The sequence below is a fragment of the Desulfacinum hydrothermale DSM 13146 genome (assembly GCF_900176285.1).
Taxonomy (GTDB): domain Bacteria; phylum Desulfobacterota; class Syntrophobacteria; order Syntrophobacterales; family DSM-9756; genus Desulfacinum; species Desulfacinum hydrothermale.
In genome coordinates, this window is the sequence record NZ_FWXF01000005.1 from 161,989 (window position 1) to 181,596 (window position 19,608).

At 63.2% G+C, this 19,608-nt stretch carries 16 protein-coding genes; 6 read left to right on the top strand and 10 right to left on the bottom strand.

Annotated elements, in window-relative coordinates:
- Positions 1-93: 93 nt before the first annotated feature.
- Together B9A12_RS06540 and B9A12_RS06545 are read right to left on the bottom strand one after the other, a co-directional pair.
- The gene (locus tag B9A12_RS06540) at positions 94-1,005 is read right to left on the bottom strand and encodes a uroporphyrinogen decarboxylase family protein (protein ID WP_170920402.1); all 912 of its coding nucleotides are present in this window, start codon (positions 1,003-1,005) and stop codon (positions 94-96) included.
- A gap of 628 nt (positions 1,006-1,633) precedes the next feature.
- Positions 1,634-1,867, bottom strand: coding sequence for a MoaD/ThiS family protein (locus B9A12_RS06545; RefSeq protein ID WP_084057081.1), 234 nt, complete (start codon positions 1,865-1,867; stop codon positions 1,634-1,636).
- A 129-nt stretch (positions 1,868-1,996) separates the two neighbouring features.
- Here B9A12_RS06545 and B9A12_RS06550 point away from each other — a divergent pair, with 129 nt between their 5' ends.
- Together B9A12_RS06550 and B9A12_RS06555 are read left to right on the top strand one after the other, a co-directional pair.
- On the top strand, positions 1,997-3,826 hold the full coding sequence (locus B9A12_RS06550) for an aldehyde ferredoxin oxidoreductase family protein (RefSeq protein ID WP_084057082.1): 1,830 nt from the start codon (positions 1,997-1,999) through the stop codon (positions 3,824-3,826).
- A 40-nt stretch (positions 3,827-3,866) separates the two neighbouring features.
- Positions 3,867-4,319: a pyridoxamine 5'-phosphate oxidase family protein gene (locus B9A12_RS06555; protein WP_212636848.1), complete on the top strand. Its 453-nt coding sequence runs from the start codon at positions 3,867-3,869 to the stop codon at positions 4,317-4,319.
- A gap of 99 nt (positions 4,320-4,418) precedes the next feature.
- Here the strand turns inward: B9A12_RS06555 and B9A12_RS06560 are convergent, their stop codons facing one another.
- The 8 genes from B9A12_RS06560 to B9A12_RS06595 form a co-directional block, all read right to left on the bottom strand.
- Positions 4,419-6,422, bottom strand: coding sequence for an oxidoreductase (locus B9A12_RS06560; protein WP_084057131.1), 2,004 nt, complete (start codon positions 6,420-6,422; stop codon positions 4,419-4,421).
- 187 nt (positions 6,423-6,609) lie between these two features.
- The gene (locus B9A12_RS06565; RefSeq protein ID WP_084057084.1) at positions 6,610-7,650 is read right to left on the bottom strand and encodes a threonine aldolase family protein; all 1,041 of its coding nucleotides are present in this window, start codon (positions 7,648-7,650) and stop codon (positions 6,610-6,612) included.
- 25 nt (positions 7,651-7,675) lie between these two features.
- Complete coding sequence (locus B9A12_RS06570; RefSeq protein WP_084057132.1) at positions 7,676-8,080, bottom strand: hypothetical protein; 405 nt, start codon at positions 8,078-8,080, stop codon at positions 7,676-7,678.
- A 175-nt stretch (positions 8,081-8,255) separates the two neighbouring features.
- Positions 8,256-9,179: a PfkB family carbohydrate kinase gene (locus tag B9A12_RS06575; protein WP_084057085.1), complete on the bottom strand. Its 924-nt coding sequence runs from the start codon at positions 9,177-9,179 to the stop codon at positions 8,256-8,258.
- A gap of 99 nt (positions 9,180-9,278) precedes the next feature.
- Positions 9,279-10,049, bottom strand: coding sequence for an amino acid ABC transporter ATP-binding protein (locus B9A12_RS06580; RefSeq protein WP_084057086.1), 771 nt, complete (start codon positions 10,047-10,049; stop codon positions 9,279-9,281).
- A gap of 459 nt (positions 10,050-10,508) precedes the next feature.
- A complete protein-coding gene (locus B9A12_RS06585; protein WP_084057087.1) occupies positions 10,509-11,591 on the bottom strand; it encodes an amino acid ABC transporter permease in 1,083 nt (360 codons plus the stop codon).
- Positions 11,592-11,622: 31 nt separating this feature from the next.
- Complete coding sequence (locus B9A12_RS06590) at positions 11,623-12,816, bottom strand: amino acid ABC transporter permease (RefSeq protein ID WP_425430179.1); 1,194 nt, start codon at positions 12,814-12,816, stop codon at positions 11,623-11,625.
- Positions 12,817-13,277: 461 nt separating this feature from the next.
- Positions 13,278-14,291: an amino acid ABC transporter substrate-binding protein gene (locus B9A12_RS06595; RefSeq protein WP_084057089.1), complete on the bottom strand. Its 1,014-nt coding sequence runs from the start codon at positions 14,289-14,291 to the stop codon at positions 13,278-13,280.
- Between the two features lie 363 nt (positions 14,292-14,654).
- Between B9A12_RS06595 and B9A12_RS06600 the strand changes: the two genes are divergently transcribed.
- From B9A12_RS06600 to B9A12_RS06615, 4 genes are read left to right on the top strand one after another with little or no spacing between them, the layout of a single operon-like run.
- The gene (locus B9A12_RS06600; RefSeq protein ID WP_084057090.1) at positions 14,655-15,773 is read left to right on the top strand and encodes a pyruvate flavodoxin/ferredoxin oxidoreductase; all 1,119 of its coding nucleotides are present in this window, start codon (positions 14,655-14,657) and stop codon (positions 15,771-15,773) included.
- Positions 15,766-17,070: a thiamine pyrophosphate-dependent enzyme gene (locus B9A12_RS06605; protein WP_170920403.1), complete on the top strand. Its 1,305-nt coding sequence runs from the start codon at positions 15,766-15,768 to the stop codon at positions 17,068-17,070. The genes B9A12_RS06600 and B9A12_RS06605 overlap by 8 nt, the downstream gene beginning before the upstream one ends.
- A 13-nt stretch (positions 17,071-17,083) precedes the next feature.
- Positions 17,084-18,391, top strand: a complete 1,308-nt coding sequence (locus tag B9A12_RS06610) for a TolC family protein (RefSeq protein WP_084057092.1) — start codon at positions 17,084-17,086, stop codon at positions 18,389-18,391.
- Positions 18,388-19,575 carry an efflux RND transporter periplasmic adaptor subunit gene (locus B9A12_RS06615; protein ID WP_084057093.1) on the top strand — a complete coding sequence of 396 codons (1,188 nt, stop codon included), beginning with the start codon at positions 18,388-18,390 and terminating at the stop codon, positions 19,573-19,575. The genes B9A12_RS06610 and B9A12_RS06615 overlap by 4 nt, the downstream gene beginning before the upstream one ends.
- The last annotated feature ends 33 nt before the right edge of the window (positions 19,576-19,608 follow it).

The window sequence follows — 19,608 nt, forward strand, 5'->3', positions numbered from 1 at the left end:
CAGAAAACTTTCATGGAGAAACGAATGAGCCTTCGCCTCCACACTCATGGCGTTGCTTCATCGCAAGCCGAACTCCGGATGCGGATTATCCGCTTATCGAGCGATGGAGCGGACGGCCTGGTAGGCCCAGGAGACAGCCTCCAGATTCATGCCGGAAAAGAGGCCGCTGGTGGTCCCAAAGATCCAGCCGATCCGGTCGGAAACCGATTCCAGCAGAGCAGCCACGTGCCGTTCCACCTTTTCCCGGCAGGCTTCCCCCGTCAGCAGGGCGGGGTCCAGATTGCCCCACAGACACAGACGGTCGCCGTATTCTTTCTTAACTGGGGCAAAATCCATGCCCGATCGGGGATCCAGGCAGTGCAGACCGTGGACGCCTGTGTCCGCCAAAGGGAGAAGCAATGGGTTGAGATTGCCGTCCGAATGAAAGAAGACCGGAAGGCCCACTTCCTTTGCGGCGGCCACCAGGCGGGCGATCCATGGAAAGTAGGTCTTTTGAAGCCGCGCGGGAGAAACGAATGGACCTTTCCCATAGGCGATGTCGTCGGCCACCACGAGGCCGTGGGCTCCCCGGTCGGCCGCATGCCGTATCCAGGCCAAGGCCTGTGCCAGCCAGTTTTGAAACATCTCCTCCACCTTTTCCGTTTCCCTTTCCAGGGCCATGAGGAACGGCATCCACCCCAACGCTCGGCAGCCGAACCCAAAGGGACCGTCCAAAGTGACGAAGACAAAGAGCTCCGTCTCTCGAACCCAGCGGGCAAGGTCCGGCCAGGGAAGCTGCTCCGGGCGGGCGACGACCGCACCGACGTTCGTGGGAGCTTCGGGTGGCGGCAGGCACACCAGGTCCAGACCCAGATGGGTCAGCAGGGCGTGCTGTCTTTCGAACCCGGGCGTAAGAGACGGCGCAAAGGCATGGGCCAGGGCCTCATCGACGCATATTTCTCCCAGAGGCAGGCGATCCACGGTCTTACGCCGCACGGCCCGCTTCACTCGTTCGCGAGGAATCATGCCCCCGCCCCCTATCCCAAACGGCTTGCCTGCCTCTCGATCCGTTTCGCCTCTCATGGGAACAGAACGTTTCATGAACCCCCTTTCGAGACTCCCCACCAGTGTGCCATTTCCCTCCCCATCCGTTTACGGCAAGGGCGAAGAAGAGGATCCAAGCGGGCGGAGCGGATCGCATTGGCTTTCCCACGGGGTGACGCCCCGGCCACAGGAACTTGTCCGAGAACGCCCAGGTTGCTCCCTGCGGTCCCGTTCTGCCGGCCTGGCCATGCCGCCGTAGCGGCGGGGTCGGAACCCGCCCTTGCAAAGCTCATAAACCTCGCATGACACAATTGAATTGCATTTGTCGGAAAGGCCAAGGGGCCATTGTCAGACAGCCTCATGGGCACACGATCGAATCGGCAGTTCAAGGCTTTTCCAAAGACATTTCTCTTCACACGCTTCGAGGCGAGATCCCGCATGGTATCGCCATTTATTGCAAGACGTGATGACACACCCCAGCGAGCCTGCGCCCTATGCGTTCCAGCAACCCTAAGCGCAACGGCCTTGTTCGACAGGGGATCCTTGCGGGGCAGTGGGGCGATCTAGAACGCCCCTCGGCCATGGGCTTGGATTTAGGATCCGCGGTCCGTCATCCCCCTTCCAGGGGCGGGAAAAAGACCAGGTGATCGCCTTCGCGCAGGGGGGCGTGGGCGGGGCGGGCTCTCCCGTTCACCAGCAAGATGATGGGTTTGTCGGTGGGGACCCCCAAGGCCGCCAGCACGTCTTGGATGACGGCGCCGTCCGGAACGTCCATCTGCTTGTCTTGAGGCAGCCGTTCCGTGTAGTCTCGATAAGTGGCGAAGCTTTCCACGCGGATCTTCATCTCTTAACCCTTGGTCTGAAATCCCTTGCCGCCGTTCATCGTAAACGCTCCAACGGCCTTCGTAAATGGTCAAGGGCGGACGACGCATCACAAACCAGGGACCATGGATCACAGACAAGGAGGGCACCTATGGGATGGATGGGAAGGATCCTTCGGGTCGACCTGAGCCGAGGCACCACGTGGGTGGAGGATTTGGATCGACAAAAGGCCCTGGACTATGTGGGCGGCCGGGGTTTGGGCACCCGGTTCCTGCTGGATGAAGTGGATCCCACCTGCGATCCGCTCTCTCCCGAAAACAAGCTCATCTTTCTCACCGGTCCTCTGACGGGAACCGGCACGCCCACAGGGGCACGCTACATGGTGATCACCAAGTCCCCGCTCACCGGAGCCCTCACCTGTTCCAACTCCGGCGGACAATTTCCCACCATGGTCAAGCGGGCCGGTTTCGACGGCATCATCTTTGACGGACGCGCCGAAAAGCCGGTCTATCTGTGGGTGGAGGAGGGCCGAGCCGAACTGCGCAGCGCGGAGCACTTGTGGGGCCGGGACACCCACGAGACGGACCGCCTGCTCCGGGATGAAACCCGCAAGGAAGCCCGAACGGCCGTGATCGGTCCGGCCGGGGAAAGGGGCGTGCTTTTTGCCTCCGTCATGAACGACAAGGATCGGGCGGCGGGCCGCTCCGGAGTGGGGGCCGTCATGGGTTCCAAGAATCTCAAGGGAGTGGCCGTTTTCGGGACCCAAAAGATCCCCATCCACGATCCGGCAGGCTTCAAGAAGGTGGTCAAAGAGATCATGGCCGGTTTCAAGGAGCAGACCAAGGACGGACCGCCGCCCCTTCGGATCTACGGAACGCCCATCACGTCCACGGGCACCCAGAACGTGGGCGCTTATCCCACGCGAAACTTCCAACAGGGAACCTTCGAACACTGGCAGGACATCGGAGGCGAGGTCTTGACGGAAAAGTATTTGGTGCGTGCCAAGGCCTGTTTCAGCTGCCCCATCGCCTGCGGGCGGGTGACCCGGGTGACGGAAGGGCCCTTCCAGGGCGAAGGCGAAGGACCCGAATACGAAACGGTGTATGCGCTCGGGAGCAACTGCGGGGTGCGGGATCTGCCCGCCGTGATCAAGGCCAGCTACATCTGCAACGAAATGGGCATGGACACCATCACCATGGGGGCCACCATCGCCTGCGCCATGGAGATGTTCGAAAAAGGCATCCTGGATGAAAAGACCATCGGCCGGCCCCTTCCCTTCGGCGATGCGGACGGCCTGGTGGAGATGGTGCGAAAGACCGCCGCCCGCGAAGGCTTCGGTAACGATCTGGCCATGGGAAGCCTGCGCCTCGCCGCCAAGTACGGATGCCCGGAATTGGCCATGGTCTCCAAGGGCCAGGAATTCGCCGGCTACGAGCCGCGGGCGGAGAAGGGCATGGGGCTGGCCTATGCCACGTCTCCCATCGGGGCCAGCCACATGCGGGGCGATCCGGCCTACATCGAAATCATCGGCGTTCCCATGCTGGTGGATCCCTTGAGCTGGGAAGACAAGCCCCAGATCGTCAAGGACTGGCAGGACGTGTTCGCGCTCATCGACTCGGCGGGCCTGTGCGTCTTCTTTTCCGTGCGCAACCTGGTGACCAAGACCAAGGATATCCGGCCGGTGCGGATCCTGGAACTGCTCAACACCGCCACCGGGGCCGATTACACCATGGAATCGCTCATGACGGCCGCGGAACGGATCATCAACGCGGAAAGGATCTTCCTCAACAAGGCGGGACTGGACGCCAAGGACGATACCCTGCCGCCGCGCATGACCCGCGAGCCCATGCCCGGAGGCCCCGCCAAGGGCCACGTGTGCGAGCTGGACAAGATGCTTCCCGTTTACTATCGGCTGCGCGAATGGGACGAAAACGGCCGCCCCACCCAAAAGCTCCTGGAGCGTCTGGGGCTGGAGCCATGAACGATGAATCTCTCAGGCACAGGACCTGACGATGCTACCCATGCGAAGAAAAGACCGGGAGATGGAGCGGACGGAAGCGGAGCGGCTGCTCGCGGAAGGCGTCTACGGCGTCCTTTCCACGGCGGACGGAAACGGTCAGCCGTACGGAATTCCTCTGAACTACGTCTATTGCAACAGCGCCATCTACTTTCACTGCGCCCGCACGGGTCACAAGCTGGACAACCTGGCGGCCAACCCCCGGGTCTCCTTTTGCGTGGTGGGAAGGGCCCGAGTCCTTCCCCATCGGTTTTCCACCGACTACGAAAGCGTGGTGGCCTTTGGGGAAGCCCGGGAAGTGGAAGGCGTTGAGAAAGAACAGGCCCTTGTGTGGCTTCTGGAAAAGTATTCTCCGGATCACCTGGACGAAGGCCGTGCCTACCTGGCCCGGCAGGGGGCCGCCACCAAGGTCATCCGGATCCATATCCGCCATCTAAAGGGAAAGGCCCGGAAGTAGGGAAGCAAAAGCGCGCGTGCCGAGGCGGCGTCTCGTCGCCCCGGCACACGTCTTTTGTCCATTTCAATTCATGCGCTCAATTTTGACCCGCACCACCAGCTACAGGCTTCGGCTCACCTCAAAGCCCTGGTGAACGGCGTCGAAGGCCTTTCCCACCTTGCCGGCATCACCCACCACATGCACCGAAAGGCCCATTTTACGGAGCTGTTCTTCCAGCGGGTTGTAGGGGCGGGACCCGGCCGCCAACACCACGGTGTCACAGGACAGGTCCTGGGTTTCTCCGTCCGGGGTCTGGATGCGGATTCCTTCCGGTGTGATCTCCAGGGCCTTGGTGGATTTGTGGACCTTCACCCCGTGCAGGGCGATGTTTTGCAGCATGGCCCACCGGGTGCTCCGACCGATGTCCTTGCCCACGGAATTGAGCATCTCCACCACCGCGATTTCCTTGGTGCCACGAATGGCCAGTTGGAAAAGCTCCTGGGGATCTTCGGCCCGGGCCAGGGCCAGAAACTTGAGGGCTTCCCCGGAAAGGGTTCCCCGCTGGGCCAGGTAAAGGGCCGTCTCCACGCCCACGGCGCCGCCCCCCACCACCACCACGCGCCGCCCCGCGTAAGCCCTTCCGGAAAGCACGTCCCAGGCCTGGACCACGTGCGGCAGATCGCTTCCGGCAATGGGCGGGGCCAAGGGCTCCGCGCCGGTGGCCAGGACCACCTCATCCGGAGCTTCCTCCTGGATGACGGACTCCGTCACTTCCGTATGGAGCACCACCCGCACACCCCGAACCGCCAATTGGGAGGCCAGGTCTTTGGCCAGTTCCGAAAATTCGGAACGTCCCGGCGGTGCCGCCGCCAGCCAAAGCTGGCCGCCCAGCCGGTCCGACCTCTCGTAGAGCACCACGTCGTGGCCGCGGTCGTGGGCCGCCACCGCGGCGCTCATGCCTCCCGGGCCGCCTCCCACCACCAGCACCTTCTTGCGTTCCGGCGCCCTTTCCACACGGCGGTCCCTTTCGTGTCCCGCCCGTGGATTGCACAGGCACTCCACGGACTTCATCTGGAACAGGTTGTCGAAGCATCCCTGAGCGCAGGCGATGCAATGGACGATCTCCCGCTCCCGGCCCGTTCGCGCCTTTTCGGGCAGGCGGGGATCGGCGATGAGGCTTCGGCCCATGGCCACCATGTCGCACAGATCGTCGGCAATGAGTTCCCGGGCCACCTGGGGATCGTTGATCCGGTGTCCGGCGATGACGGGAACGGAGACCCGCTCCTTGATGCTCCGGGCCAGGTAGGCGAAGGCCCCCCGGGGCACGTCCGCCACGATCTGGGGCACCCGGGCTTCATGCCAGCCCACGTTGATGTTGAGGGCGTCGGCCCCGTGGCCCACCAGGGCCTCGGCAAAGGCCGCCAGATCCTTGCGGCCCACCCCGCCGGGCATGAAATCGTTTCCGTTGGTGCGCACCAGGATGGGAAAATCCGGGCCCACGGCGTCCCGCACCGCGCAGATCACTTCCAGGCCGAACCGCATGCGGCCGTTGAGGCTTCCGCCGTATTCATCGGTGCGCTGATTGGTCAGGGGAGACAGGAACTCGCTGATGAGATAGCCCGTGCCGCACAGAATCTCCACGGCGTCGAATCCGGCCTGCTTCACCCGGCGGGCGGCCTGGGCGAACCGGTCCACGATGGCCTGGATCTCCTCCACCGTCAGTTCCCGCGGGGTCTCGCCGGTGAGCCGGGACGGTACCGGTGAGGGAGCCACGGGCGGCTTGCCCCCCATGAAAATGCTGGGGTTGTAGCGGCCGGCGTGATTGAGCTGCACGGCGCCAAGGGATCCATTTTCCCGGATTGCCGTGGCCAGCTTGGCGAGCCCTTCCACGAAGGCGTCGTCATGGGCGCCGATGTTTCCCGGGCTTCCCGACTGTTCGTCCACCGTGGCATAGCCCACGCAAATAAGACCGGCGCCGCCCCGCGCTCGTTCGGCGTAAAAATCCACAAGACGGTCGGTCACCTGAAAGTTTTTGGCCATGTTGAGGTGCATGGCCGGCATGACGATCCGGTTGGGGACTTCCAGCTTGTTGATGCGGATGGGTTGGAAGAGTGGATCTTTCATGGTTTTCCCCTCCTTGAACGGTTGCACGTTGTCTGTTTCGCTTCCATAAGGCACCTGGACCATTGGGCCTGCCGCCCCTCCCGGCAGCCGTCCAGGCAACCCCCCACATGGTGTGGGCTCGGTATCACAAGATCTCTTCCGCCCGCAAGGGAGCGCCCTGCCTTGCTTCAAAAGACGGACTGTCTTGTCACTTTCCCGATGCCATCTCTTCCATGATGGCCACGGCCCGGTCGATGTCCTCCCGGGACACATCCAGATGGGTCACCGCCCGGATGCCAGAGCCGATTCCCACCAGGGACACCCCCCGTCTTCGGGCCTCCGCCGTAAAGGTGGGCACATCCATGGGCAGACCCGGGATCTCGAAAAAGACCATGTTCGTTTCCGGTTCGGGCGTGAGGACTCGAATGCCGGAAATGCGTGAAAGACCGCGGGCCAATCGCCGGGCGTTCTCGTGGTCCTCGGCCAGACGCTCCACGTGATGATCCAGGGCGTGCAGGCATCCGGCGGCCACAATGCCCGCCTGGCGCATGGCCCCTCCGAACATGTGCTTGTAGAGGCGAGCCCGGGCGATGAAGTCCTTGGACCCGGCCAGCACCGCCCCCACGGGGGCCCCCAGCCCCTTGGTGAAATCGATCCAGACCGAATCGACACAGGCGGCGAATTGGCGGGCCGCCGTACCGGTGGCCACCACGGCGTTGAGCAGCCGGGCTCCGTCCATGTGCAGTGCCAGGCCCAGTTCGCGGCTCTTGTCGTGGACCGAACGCAGCTCCTCCAGCGTCCACACTGTGCCGCCCCCGAAGTTGTGCGTCTGTTCCACGCAAACCAGCCGCGGTGTGGGCGCATAGGGCCAGGGCGCCGTGCGCACCTTGCCGTACGCTTCTTCCAGGGCCCGGGGAGAGAAGATACCCCGCTCGCTTCCGATGGGCTCGATCAGAACCCCGGAGGCAAAGGGCGAGCCCCCCGACTCGGCTCGGATGATGTGGGCCATGTGGTCGGCCAGCACCGCATCGCCGGGTTGGGTGTGGGTTTTGAGGGCCACCAGGTTGCACATGGTGCCCCCGGGAAGAAAGAGCGCGGCTTCTTTGCCCAGCAAATCACATACGCGTTCCAGCAAGCGGTTGACCGTGGGGTCTTCGCCCTTCTGCTCGTCGCCCACTGGTGCCGTCGCCATGGCCCGGCGCATGGCCTCGGTAGGCTTGGTTTCCGTGTCGCTCGCCAAGGGAATCATCCATTTTCTCCGTTTCTTTCGTACCTCAATAGATCGATTTTCCTATGCCGTGCCACAGGTAGATGAAGGCAGGAGCCGCCCCGATCCAGAGCAGCACCAACGGCCACAGGCGCCCCCGCAACACATGGTAATCCGCCAGAAGGCGCCTCCAAGAATGGCCGGCCACATAATGCCCGAATCCCAGTTCAAAGGCCACCGTCATGACAACCCACACGATTCCGACTCGGACGGCCTGGGAAAACGAGGCCAGCGGCCGCACGTGGTGGGCGGCGGCGATGACCAGAGAAAAGAAGACGATGGCGAGAACCGAAGAGATCTGGTGGGCTCGAAGCTCACCCAGGCGCCTTCCGTAGGTGAGTTCGCGGATCAGGCCGTTTCCCACGGCCACCACGGCCAGCACCAGCCAGACAATCAAATATTCCCAGGGCATGAAACCTCCAAGGGCTTTGGGAAAGCCCATCCGTAAATCGGACAGTGCACCACGGCCGGCCAGGGGCGATTCCACGGGGAGCGCCGATCCGGATTCCGGGGGCAGGCAGCAAACCGCCGGGGGTCCAGGGGGTAGGGAGGAGCGTCTCGTGGCGGCAGGTTCTTCCAATGAGGGATCATGGGCGGAACGCATCGGGGGATTGGGAAGGTGAGGGGATGCCCGCGCGGCCTCCCAGCCGAGTGGCCGCCTGGGCCGCGGCCCAGGAAGCGAAACGCACCCGTCGTTTCAGGTCCCAGCCGGAAAGCAAACCATGGACGTAGGCCCCATGGAACACATCCCCGCATCCGGTGGTATCCACGGCCTCTATGGAATCGGCCGGCTGACGGAGGAAAGCGCCCCGGCAAAAGAAGAGCGAACCTCGGGGGCCCAGGGTCACCCCCACCACCTCCGGGCCCAACTCCGCCAGCTTGCGGCAGGCACCTTCCGGGTCCGGCCCTCCCATGAGAGAACGGGCGAAGGCTTCGGAGGTGATGAAGTGATCGCTCAGGCGGGCCAATTCCAGCATGCCGTCTCGAAGCGTTCCCGCGTCCACCACCACGGGAACGGATTGCTGTCGGGCCGCCCGGGCGGCCCCAAGCGCCGCTTCCACAAAGAGGCCGTCCGTCAAGAGCACCCGGGCCGCTCCCACCGCCCGGACCGGGACCTCTTCGGGTCGCAGGGGATCGCCCGTGGGTCGCCGCCAGAAGATGGTGCGTCGGCCCGAGCCGGGTTCCACCGCGATGAAGGCGAACTGGGAACGCGCCTTGGAACGCACCCGCACATACCTGCCGTCCACCCCTTCGCGGTCAAGGGACGCCCGGATCTCCCGCCCGAACGGATCGTCTCCCACCACGGAACAGAGGGCCGTCCGCCATCCCCATCGGGCCAAGGCCACCAGGGCTGTGGCCGCAGGCCCTCCGCCCTGGATGGTCAGGTCCTGGAATTCGCACTTGGTATCCGGCGGGGGGTAAGCATCCACGCGGCCCAGATAGTCCAGGGCACATTGCCCCACGCCGACCACGTCCCAGCACGCCTCGGACTGGCCTGAAGTCCCGACCATGCCGCATCCTTCCCCGGGGTTTTTCAAGGGCGTCTCCGGACTCGCCCCCGAGGGGCGTCCGCAATTTTGGGACCGCGCCCCATCGGGGCCGGCACCACCTCAGTGGAGGATCTGGCTCAAAAAGAGCTTGGTGCGTTCGTGCCGCGGGTTGTTGAAGAACTCTTCCGGCGTGTTTTCTTCCACCACCTGTCCCCCGTCCATGAAGAGCACCCGGTGGGCCACGCTGCGGGCGAACCCCATCTCATGGGTCACCACGATCATGGTCATGCCTTCCTGGGCCAGCTCGATCATGGCGTCCAGGACCTCCTTGATCATCTCGGGGTCCAGAGCCGAGGTGGGCTCATCGAAAAGCATCACCTTGGGCGACATGCACAGGCTTCGCGCGATGGCCACCCGCTGCTGCTGTCCGCCCGAAAGCTGGCCCGGGTACTTGTGAGCCTGTTCGGCGATGTGCACCTTTTCCAGGTAGTACAGGGCCGTTTCTTCCGCCTCCTTGCGCGGCACCTTACGGACCCAGATGGGCCCCAGCGTGAGGTTTTCCAGGACCGTCAGGTGGGGAAAGAGGTTGAAGTGCTGGAAGACCATGCCCACCTCGGAGCGGATCTTTTCGATGTTCTTCACGTTGTTGGTCAGTTCGATGCCGTCCACGACGATCCGGCCCTTCTGGTGTTCTTCCAAGCGGTTGATGCACCGAATGAGGGTAGACTTTCCCGATCCCGACGGACCGCAGATGACGATCCGCTCCTGCTTGTGCACCTTCAGGTTGATCCCCTTGAGAACGTGGAATTCGCCGAACCACTTGTGCAGATCGACGATTTCCACCATCACCTCGGAATCGGGCCTGGAACGGGTTTCGGCTTTTTCGTTCATGGATCCTTGTTCCTCTCAGATGACCGGGCTGACGTCCGGCCAGCCCATCCATTCAAAGTTTCGTCCACTCCGCGGCCAAGGCCCCCCGGTTCTCAACGCTACGCTCCGGCGCGGCCCACGGCGCTGAACGGCCCGCCGCGGTAGCACGTCGTTCCCGGGATCGCCCTGCGCCCTCGGACGATTTCCCCCGCGTTGTCTGCGCCGCCATGGCGCCTTCCTTTTTCTTTCCCCCCGCAGCGACCCGGTGCCCCCATCTTGGCAGTTTGTCCCACAACGGGCTTTCGGGAGATTTCTGACCAGCTCAAATCCATCCACTGTGCCATGGGGTCTTTTTTGAGCCTTCAGAAAGCCTTGTTGGGGCGGGTTCGGAATGCGCCCCGACTGCTGCCGGGCCCCTCTGCCAGCCCCAAACTTCCGTTCGTTCAAGAAGGGACAACCGAAGCACTCTCGAACAGCCTCCTAATGGTTCTCCGTGGACAGCTCCATTTCCAGCTTCCGGCTGTAGTGGGACATGGAAAAACATCCCAGGAAGTAGAGGATGGCCAAAAAGATGTAGGCCTCCCGGCTGAAGCCCATCCATTCCGGGTTGGAAAGCACCGTCTGGGTGGTCTTCAACACATCGTAGAGGGCGATGATCACCACCAGGGAGGTGTCCTTGAAGGCCGAGACCAGGATACCCACCGTGGGCGGGATGACAATCTTCAAGGCCTGCGGGAGGATCACCAACCGCATGGTCAGATAGTAGTTGAGGCCCAGAGATTCGGCCGCTTCGTACTGCCCCTTGGGAATGGCCTGCAGACCACCGCGCACCACCTCGGCGATGTAGGCCCCCGTAAAGAGGATGATGGCCACCTGGGCTCGAAGGATCTTGTTGATGGTGATGCCTTCGGGAAGAAAGAGCGGGAAGATGATGGAGGCCATGAAGAGGAGACTGATCAAGGGAACGCCCCGAATCATTTCAATATAGACCACGCTCAGAACCTTGATGGCCGGCATCTTGGACTGGCGTCCCAAGGCCAGGATCACTCCCAGGGGATAGGCCGCCGTGAGGCCGAAGACGGACAGAAGCAGCGTCAGCGGAAGCCCGCCCCACTTGGTGGTTTCCACGGCGGGAAGGCCCGGCACCCCGCCCGCCATGAGCACGCCCATGGCCACCAGGCCCACGATCCAGGCGTAGCCCAGCCGCTTGGACCAGTACTTGCGATCCCGGGAAAAGAAAAGGAGCCCCAGCAGCAGCACCACGGCCACGGCGGGCCGCCATTGCTGGTCGTAGGGATAGAACCCGAAGAGGATGAAGCGTATGTTTTGGGTGATGACGGACCAGCAGGCCCCCGCTCCGTCGCGGCACACCTGGGACGGGGAAAACCAGGACGCGTCGATGAACGCCCAGCGCACAAAGGGCGGCAGAACGGACCAGAGAAAATAGAGGGTGACCAGGCTCAGCAGGGAATTGAACGGCGTATTGAAAAGATTCTGGCGAAGCCAGCCCACCACTCCCACCGAGGTGACGGGCGGCTTGACCACATGCACCTGTTCGGACATGAAAACCTTCTCCTCGTTCGGCGCTTGTTGACTAGCGCTCCACCAGTTTGACCTTCTTGTTGTACCAGTTCATGAAGGCGGACGTGGACAGGCTGAAGATGAGATAGACGAGCATGATGAGCGCCACGCCTTCGATGGACTGGCCCGTTTGGTTGATGGTGGTATTGGCCACCGACACGAAGTCCGGATACCCAATGGCCACGGCCAGAGAGCTGTTCTTGGTCAGGTTGAGCATCTGGCTGGTGAGCGGCGGGATGATGACCCGAAGCGCCTGGGGCAGGATGACCAACCGGAGCACCTGGGCGGGGCGAAGCCCCAGGGCCATGGCCGCCTCCCGCTGCCCCTTGCTCACCGACTGGATACCCGCTCGAACCGCCTCCGCCACGAAGGCCGCCGTGTAGAGGATGAGGCCCAACAGGAGGGCCATGAATTCGGGACTCCAGGTGGTCCCGCCCCGGAAGTTGAACCCGCGCAGTTCCGGAACGCTCATGGCAAACGGAGCCCCCAAGGCCGCCCACACGCCCAAAGGCAATCCCAACACCAGCGCCAATGAGACGCGAAAGACCGGAAAGGTCTTTCCGGTTTCGTCCTGGCGCTTCCGCGCCCAGCGCCGCAGTCCCCACACCATGAGGCAAGCCGCCGCGAAGGCCAAAAAGACGTAGCCATAGGCCGGATGCCATTCCGGCACCGGCATGACGAGGCCACGGTTGCACAAAAAGACGCCGTGCATGGGCTTGAGGGCCTGCCGCGGGCTCGGAAGGGTTTCATAGAAGATGGCGTACCAGAAAAAGAGCTGGAGCAGGACGGGAACGTCCTGCATCCCTTCGATGTAGATCGCCGCCAGTCGGGAGATAAGCCAGTTGCTGGAAAGGCGGGCGATACCGATGAAGGTGCCCAGGAAGACGGTGATGACGATGCCGATGAAAGAGACCTTGATGGTGTTGAGAGCGCCCACCACAAGGGCCCGGGCGTAGGTGTTGGAAGCGTCGTAGGCAATGACAGACTCTCCGATTTCAAAGGACGCCTCCTTGCCCAAAAAGCCGAATCCGGTGGCGATCTTCTGGCGCTGCAGGTTGGCCACGGTGTTGGAGATGAGATACCAGGCCAAGAGGGCCACCGCCCCCACAACGAGGATCTGGAAGAAGATGGCACGCTTTTTGGGATCGAGCCAGAACGGTTCGGGCTTTTCGCGCAAAACCCCGTCATGGGTTTGAGTTGTGTCCAAAGCCATCCTAACCTCTCATGTTTCCGGGATGGGGGAGTTGGAAAACAGTCCCCGTCTCTTTTTCCGTTGGTCCCTCCCGCAAGAGTGCGGACCCCGCGGCGGGCATGGCGCAGGCCCCATCCATTCCCAAAGGGAGTCCGCCAGGGAAGCCGAAGATCCCTTACCCACTGCCTCTCACGGCCCCCGGCCGCTTTCGAAGAAGAGCACCGGGCCGCGGCGATCTCCCACCTGGATTCGGGCCTGCACGGAAGATTGTCCCCGCGGTCTCGGCCGCCGGCTGCAACCCGGCGCGGCCTCCCACCCCTGCCTCCTTTCCGTACGCAAGTGTATCAGCGGATGAATGGGCTTAACCAGGCGGCGCGAGGAGGAGGCGACTCAGCGGGAACGGGGGCGACGCCCGGGGGCAAGGGACAAAAAAAGTGCCCCACGTAGGGGGCACTGTCAATCCATAATTCCAAGTATCAACGGAAGGGCGCAGCGTACATAAGACCACCCTGGGTCCACAGGGCGTTCAGGCCCCGGGGCATGCCCAGCGGCGTATTGGGACCCACGTTCCTCTCATAGATTTCGCCGTAGTTGCCCACCTGCTTGATGATGTTGTAGGTCCACTTGTCATCCAGGCCCAAGGCTTTGCCCATTCCCGGGGTCACACCCAAGAAGCGTTGGATGGCCGGATCCTTGCTCTTGAGCATCTCGTCCACGTTCTTGGACGTGATGCCGAACTCTTCCGCCTGGATGAGAGCCATGACGGTCCAGTTGACGATGTCGTACCACTGATCGTCGCCGTGACGAACCACGGGCGCCAAGGGTTCCTTGGAGATGATTTCAGGTAGGAGAACGTAATCGTCCGGGTTGGGCGCCACGGCACGATGGCCTGCCAGCTGGGACGAATCGGAGGTGAGCACATCGCATCGACCGGCAAAGAAGGCCTTGTTGAGCTCGGCGGCCTGCTCGATAACCACCGGTTTCCACTGCATGTTGTTCTTGCGGAAAAAGTCCGCCGCGTTCAATTCGGTGGTGGTCCCCGGAAGGACGCACACGGTGGCCCCATCCAGTTCCTTGGCACTCTTGATCCCCAGCTTCTTGGGTACCAGGAAGCCCTGGCCGTCGTAGAAGTTCACATGGACGAAGTTGAGACCGTTGGTGGTTTCCCGGGTGAGCGTCTGGGTGGTGTTGCGGCACAGGACGTCGATTTCCTTGGACTGAAGGGCCGGCAGACGCTGGACGGCGGTGAGGGGAACGAACTTGACCTTGCTGGCATCCCCGAAGACGGCGGCGGCAATCGCCCGGGCCGTGTCCACGTCCAGACCCTTCCACACGCCCTTTTCGTCGGGCATGCTGAAACCGAACACGCTGCCGTTGACCCCGGCGATGAGGTATCCGCGGGCTCTCACTTCATCGAGCGTGCCGGCGCTCGCAGGCAATGCCAAAGCCAAAACGGCCAAAAGGACGACGACAATACGCAAGCCTTTCATGGATATTCCCTCCCTTGAGATGCTTGTTAGCGGACACAGCCCTGGAAATCCAAGAGCCGCCACACCGAAGCGCTTTCGGCCTACCACCTCCTTTCCGGCCCAGATCGTCCCAACTTTGCCAAAGATTTTATGACATTCTGAAATAGAATGCGCAATCATATGAATTTCCTAGGATTTAATCAAGCGCAAAAAGGGCGGGCCCGGCGGGGGGCTTCGGGTTTCAACGGGCGGGGGTCGGGCCGCGGATTGCCGGCACCCGGGCGCGGTTCCCCGGGGACAAGCGGCGGCCGCTGTGCTATATGGAAGGGTCGAAACAGTCCGCAGCCAAGGCTCCACCCCCAGGCGATGGAGGATGCCTAGATCATGGGACGCATCTTGATAGACGGAAACGAGGCGGTGGTCCGGGGCGCTCTCTACGCCGGATGCCGTTTCTTCGCAGGGTATCCCATCACCCCGGCCAGCTCCATCCTGTCGGGCATGCTGGAGGCGTTGCCACCGGCCGGGGGCATGGTTATGCAGGGAGAAGACGAGATCGCCTCCATCGGCTACTGCCTGGGCGCTTCCATGGCCGGTCTGAAGGCCATGACAGCCACCTCCGGGCCGGGCATCAGCCTGTACAGCGAAAACATCTCTTTTGCCATCGGCAGTGAAATCCCCCTCATGATCGTCAATGTCATGCGCCAGGGCCCTTCCACCGGGGCGGCCACCCGCGGGGCCGACGGGGACGTGCACTTCATGCGCTGGGGCAATTCCGGCGGACTTCCCGTGATCGTGCTGGCGCCCACCAGTGCCCCCGACTGCTTCACCCTCACGGTTCATGCGTTCAATCTGGCGGAAAGGTTCCGCTGCCCCGTGTTCGTGGTCAGCAACAAGGAAATCGGCATGACCCGGGAGACGGTGGACCTGGACCGTCTGGAACGCCCCCCGGTGATCGATCGAGCGATCCACCGGGAAGGGGCCTTTCTGCCCTTCGCCGCCCAGGGCCCCGACGGTGTGCCGCCCTTTCTGCCCCTGGGCGGATCCGTCCCCGTGCGGCAAACATCGTCCATGCACGGCCCGGACGGATACATCACCACCGACCCCCACCAGATTCAAGCCCTGGTGGAACGGCTCACCAACAAGGTGGAAGCCCACGTGGACGAATTCAGCTTTTACGACCTGGACGCCCAGGCGGACGCCCGCACCCTTCTGGTGACCTACGGGGTGACAGCCCGCGCCGCCCGCACGGCCGTCTCGCGCCTTCGAGCTCAAGGCACCCCCGTGTCTCTCCTGGTGCTCAAGACCCTCTGGCCCGTGCCGGAACGGGTGATCCGCCGGGCCGCCCGGCACGCGGACCGGATCCTGGTGGTGGAGATGAATCTGGGCCAGTTGGTTCATGAAATCCGCCGGGTCCTCTGCGCCCAGCAGGTGGATTTCTTCGGCCTCATGTGCGGGAGACTCATCCGACCCAGCGAGATCGTCCAGGAGGTGTGCCGTGACTAGCCTGCTCAACCCTTCCCGGCCCCCGGTCTTCTGCCCGGGCTGTTCCCATGAAAGGAGCTTGCACGTCCTGGACCGGGCTTTCCAGGATCTGGAACTCGGCGCCGAAGACGTGGTGATCGTGAGCGACATCGGCTGTTCGGGCCTTTTCGACGTCTTTTTCCGAACCCATGCCTTTCACGGCCTGCACGGGCGGGCGCTCACCTATGCCGCCGGCATCAAGATGGCCCGGCCGCACCTCAAGGTGGTGGTCACCATGGGCGACGGGGGGTTGGGGATCGGCGGGGCCCATCTTCTGGCCGCCTGCCGTCGGAACATGGACCTGACCCTTCTGGTTCTCAACAACTTCAACTTCGGCATGACCGGCGGGCAGTTTTCCTGCACCACGCCCCCCACCGCCCGCGTGGGATCGGCCTTTCTCAACGAGCTGGAACATCCCATGGACGTGTGCCGGGTGGCGGCCGCAGCCGGCGCCCCTTTCGTGGTGCGCCGTTCTGTGTTCAGTACCGACCTGAAGGAAAAGCTGCGCGAAGCCCTCCTCTACCCGGGATTCGCCCTGGTGGACGTGTGGGGCGGCTGCCCGGGCCGATACATGAAAAAGAATCCCCTGTCTCCCAAGGACCTGGAACGACAGGTGGCGGAGGCCGGGCTTTGGGACGGTCCCGTGGAAGAAAACGTGCGGGAGGAGTTTCGAACCTCCTACGCCGCGCGCCTGGGTCACGGGGAACCGCCCCTGGACTGGCAGGGAATCGAACCCTTTTACGAGGCTTCCCTGGTGGAACCGTGCGGCGTGGTGCTTCTGGGAGCCGCCGGAGAGCGGGTCATCTCGGCGGGGGCCCTGCTGGCGGAAACGGCCCTGCGGGGAGGGCTTCACGCCACCCAGAAAAACGAATACAACATCACGGTCATGCGCGGTCCTTCCATTACGGAGGTGCTCTTATCGCCCCGACCCATCGACTTTACGGGAATCGAGCATCCCGGTGTCATCGCCGCGCTGGCCCCGGAGGGCGTCGCCCGGAGAAAGGATCTGTTCGAAGCGGCCACGGAAGGGACCCTTCTTCTTCGAGCGGCCGACGTGGCCGTTCCCGAAAGCCGAGCCCGCCGCCGGGACGTGGACTTCAAGGGAGCCGGCATCGGGAGGAAGGATCGGGCCCTGGCCTCCCTTGTGCTCATCGGCCAAGCGACGGGAATCTTTTCCGTGGAACAGCTTGGGCAGACTTTGAGGCAAACGGTGCCGGAAAAGCTTCATCCGGCGATGGAGGAAGTGTTTCGCAAGGCCGCCGCCCTGGAGGCAACGTAGGGCGGGAGGAACCATGACCCTCAAAACAATCCGAACGATTCTTTTCGCCCCAGCCTTTTTGATCTTGATCGGATGGCCGACGGCGTCCGGTTCGGCCCTCACCCTGCAAGAGGCCGTGCGGGAGGGACTGCAAGTCCATCCGGCCGTGGCCGCCGCCCGCCGGGATTGGGAAGCGGCCAAGGCCCAGTGGCAGGCCACCCTCTCCCCCTATCTGCCGTCCCTGGATTGGACGGCATCCGCCGAGGAACAAAACACGGGCGGAGAAAGGGACCACGTGGAGCGATCCTCCCTTTCCATGTCCTATACGATCTTCGACGGTGGCCGCAGGCGAACGGAAAGGGACGTGGCCATGGCCCAGCTGGATCAGGCCCGGCTCACCCTGCGTCGAACCCGATTGGACGTGGTCCGGGACATCTCCGCGGCGTTCGTCCAGACCCTGGCCGCTCAGCAAATCTTGAAAGAACGGATCCTCCAGGTTGAGGACGCCGCCACGGATCTAAAGGTGGCCCAAGGCCGCTACCGCCTGGGAGTGGCCCTCAAGTCGGACGTGCTGCAAGCCTCCGTTCGCCTGGAAGAGGCGCGCTTCGAGAAAGTCCGAGCGGAAGGCGATTGGAACAAGGCGGCCGCCGAGCTGTGGTCGCTCTTGGGTCGGCCCCTGAAGGGCCGGTCCGAACTGGCAGGCTCGCTGGAACCCCTGCCGCCTCTCGCGGACCGGGACCATTTCCTCGCCCTGTCGGAAAAGAGGCCGGTGGTCCTCAACGCCGAGCAGGAGGTGAAGGCGGCCCAATCCCGCAAGCAGGGAACCACGGCGCCCTTTCTTCCCACCGTGAGTGCCCAAGCCTCCTATGCGGCCACCCACGGAAGTGGAATCTACGAAAGCGTGGACGATGAGCACCAGGTGGGACTCACCGCCACGTGGAACCTCTTTCGCCTGGACAAGTTCTACGATCGCCGAGCGGCGTCCTACCAGCTGCACGCCTCTCGAGCGCGCCTGGCCGACCGGATTCGCCAAGTCCGCCTGGAATGCCACAACCGCTACGAAGACGTGGTGACGGCCCAACGCAGCGTGGCCGCGGCGCAAGAGGCCCTGCGCCAATCCCTTCACAACTACCGCCAGGCTTTGGGAGAATACCGGGTGGGCAAGGGGAGCATCCTTGCCCTGGTGCAGGCGGAAAGCGCCCTGGCCGCCGCTCGGATACGGCGCGTCCAGTCGCTGGAAAACTATTGGATCGCCCGCATCGAATTGGAACGGGCGGCGGGATCGGAGCGGATCGTGGCTTTACCGCTCAAGGTGAGCCCCCAACGTGGAGAGGTGCGTTGAAACGAGCTGTCCTTCTTGTTCTGCTGATCTGTGTGGCTGTGGCAGGCACCTGGGCCTACCGCCGCTGGAACGCGCCCAAGGGATTGGAGATCCTGGAGACGGCCCAGGCCCAAAGGACCTCCATCCGGGATGTGCTGGTGGCCACGGGCATGATCAAGCCCCAGGTGGGCGCCCAGATCAAGATCGGAGCCCGGGCCACCGGCACGATCCTGGACATGCGGGTCCGGGTGGGAGACCGGGTGCGAAAGGGCGATCTCATCGCCATCATCGATGACCGGGAGATTCGAAAGGCCCTGGCCAGCGATCGGGCCGCCTTGGAGGCCGCACGAAAGACCCTGGAAGAGGTCCAACGGACCTATCCGCAAAGGATCCGGGAAGCCGAAGCACGCCGGCGGCTGGCCCGTATCACCTGGCAAAGGGAGAACGCTCTCATCAAGGAAGACTACACCACCCGGGAGGCCCTGGACCGGGCCCGGTCGGAACTGGACGCGGCGGAGGCCGTGCTGAAACGACTGCGCAGGGAATTTGAAACCCAAAGGGCCATCGCCCAGGCCCGGGTCCAAGAGGCCGAAGCCCGCCTGAAGCAAGACGAAATCCGCTGGAGCTATACCCGGATCACGACCCCCATCGACGGGGTGGTCATGGACGTGACGGGACAGGAAGGCGAAACGGTGGTCACCGGGCTCCAGGTGGCCAACCTGGTCACCGTCATGGACCCCAGCAAGCTGGAAATGCAGATCTACGTGGATGAAACGGACGTGGGGCGCATCTCGCCGGGACTTTCCGTGGAATACTCCGTGGACACCTACCCCGAGCGCACCTTTTACGGCACGATTGAAAAGATCTATCCCCAGCCGGTGGTGCGCGACAACATCGTCTACTATCTGGCCATCGTCAAGATCCCCGAAAAGGATGCCCTGCTCCTGCGCCCCGAGATGACCACCTATTGCCGCGTGGTGCTCACCCGCAAGGACGGGGTTCTGAGCGTTCCCAACTCCGCCGTGAAATTCGAAGCGGGCAAACAGGTGGTCTATGTGGTGACAGAAGAGGGCGGTGTCTCCAAAAGGCAGGTGCAGGTGGGCATCCGGGGTGAAGATCGAACGGAGATCCTTTCCGGGCTTGAGGAAGGACAGGTGGTGGCCACCAAGTTCGTCCCACCGGCCGGAAGACGCGGGCGGCCCTGAACGAAAGGGCCTGAGAGAAAAACGGGGCCGCCG

Bases quoted from the DNA above. Each gene is read 5' to 3' on its own strand.
- B9A12_RS06540 (WP_170920402.1), bottom strand. From the start codon at position 1,005: ATGATTCCTCGCGAACGAGTGAAGCGGGCCGTGCGGCGTAAGACCGTG.
- B9A12_RS06545 (WP_084057081.1), bottom strand. From the start codon at position 1,867: ATGAAGATCCGCGTGGAAAGCTTCGCCACTTATCGAGACTACACGGAA.
- B9A12_RS06550 (WP_084057082.1), top strand. From the start codon at position 1,997: ATGGGATGGATGGGAAGGATCCTTCGGGTCGACCTGAGCCGAGGCACC.
- B9A12_RS06555 (WP_212636848.1), top strand. From the start codon at position 3,867: ATGCGAAGAAAAGACCGGGAGATGGAGCGGACGGAAGCGGAGCGGCTG.
- B9A12_RS06560 (WP_084057131.1), bottom strand. From the start codon at position 6,422: ATGAAAGATCCACTCTTCCAACCCATCCGCATCAACAAGCTGGAAGTC.
- B9A12_RS06565 (WP_084057084.1), bottom strand. From the start codon at position 7,650: ATGATTCCCTTGGCGAGCGACACGGAAACCAAGCCTACCGAGGCCATG.
- B9A12_RS06570 (WP_084057132.1), bottom strand. From the start codon at position 8,080: ATGCCCTGGGAATATTTGATTGTCTGGCTGGTGCTGGCCGTGGTGGCC.
- B9A12_RS06575 (WP_084057085.1), bottom strand. From the start codon at position 9,179: ATGGTCGGGACTTCAGGCCAGTCCGAGGCGTGCTGGGACGTGGTCGGC.
- B9A12_RS06580 (WP_084057086.1), bottom strand. From the start codon at position 10,049: ATGAACGAAAAAGCCGAAACCCGTTCCAGGCCCGATTCCGAGGTGATG.
- B9A12_RS06585 (WP_084057087.1), bottom strand. From the start codon at position 11,591: ATGTCCGAACAGGTGCATGTGGTCAAGCCGCCCGTCACCTCGGTGGGA.
- B9A12_RS06595 (WP_084057089.1), bottom strand. From the start codon at position 14,291: ATGAAAGGCTTGCGTATTGTCGTCGTCCTTTTGGCCGTTTTGGCTTTG.
- B9A12_RS06600 (WP_084057090.1), top strand. From the start codon at position 14,655: ATGGGACGCATCTTGATAGACGGAAACGAGGCGGTGGTCCGGGGCGCT.
- B9A12_RS06610 (WP_084057092.1), top strand. From the start codon at position 17,084: ATGACCCTCAAAACAATCCGAACGATTCTTTTCGCCCCAGCCTTTTTG.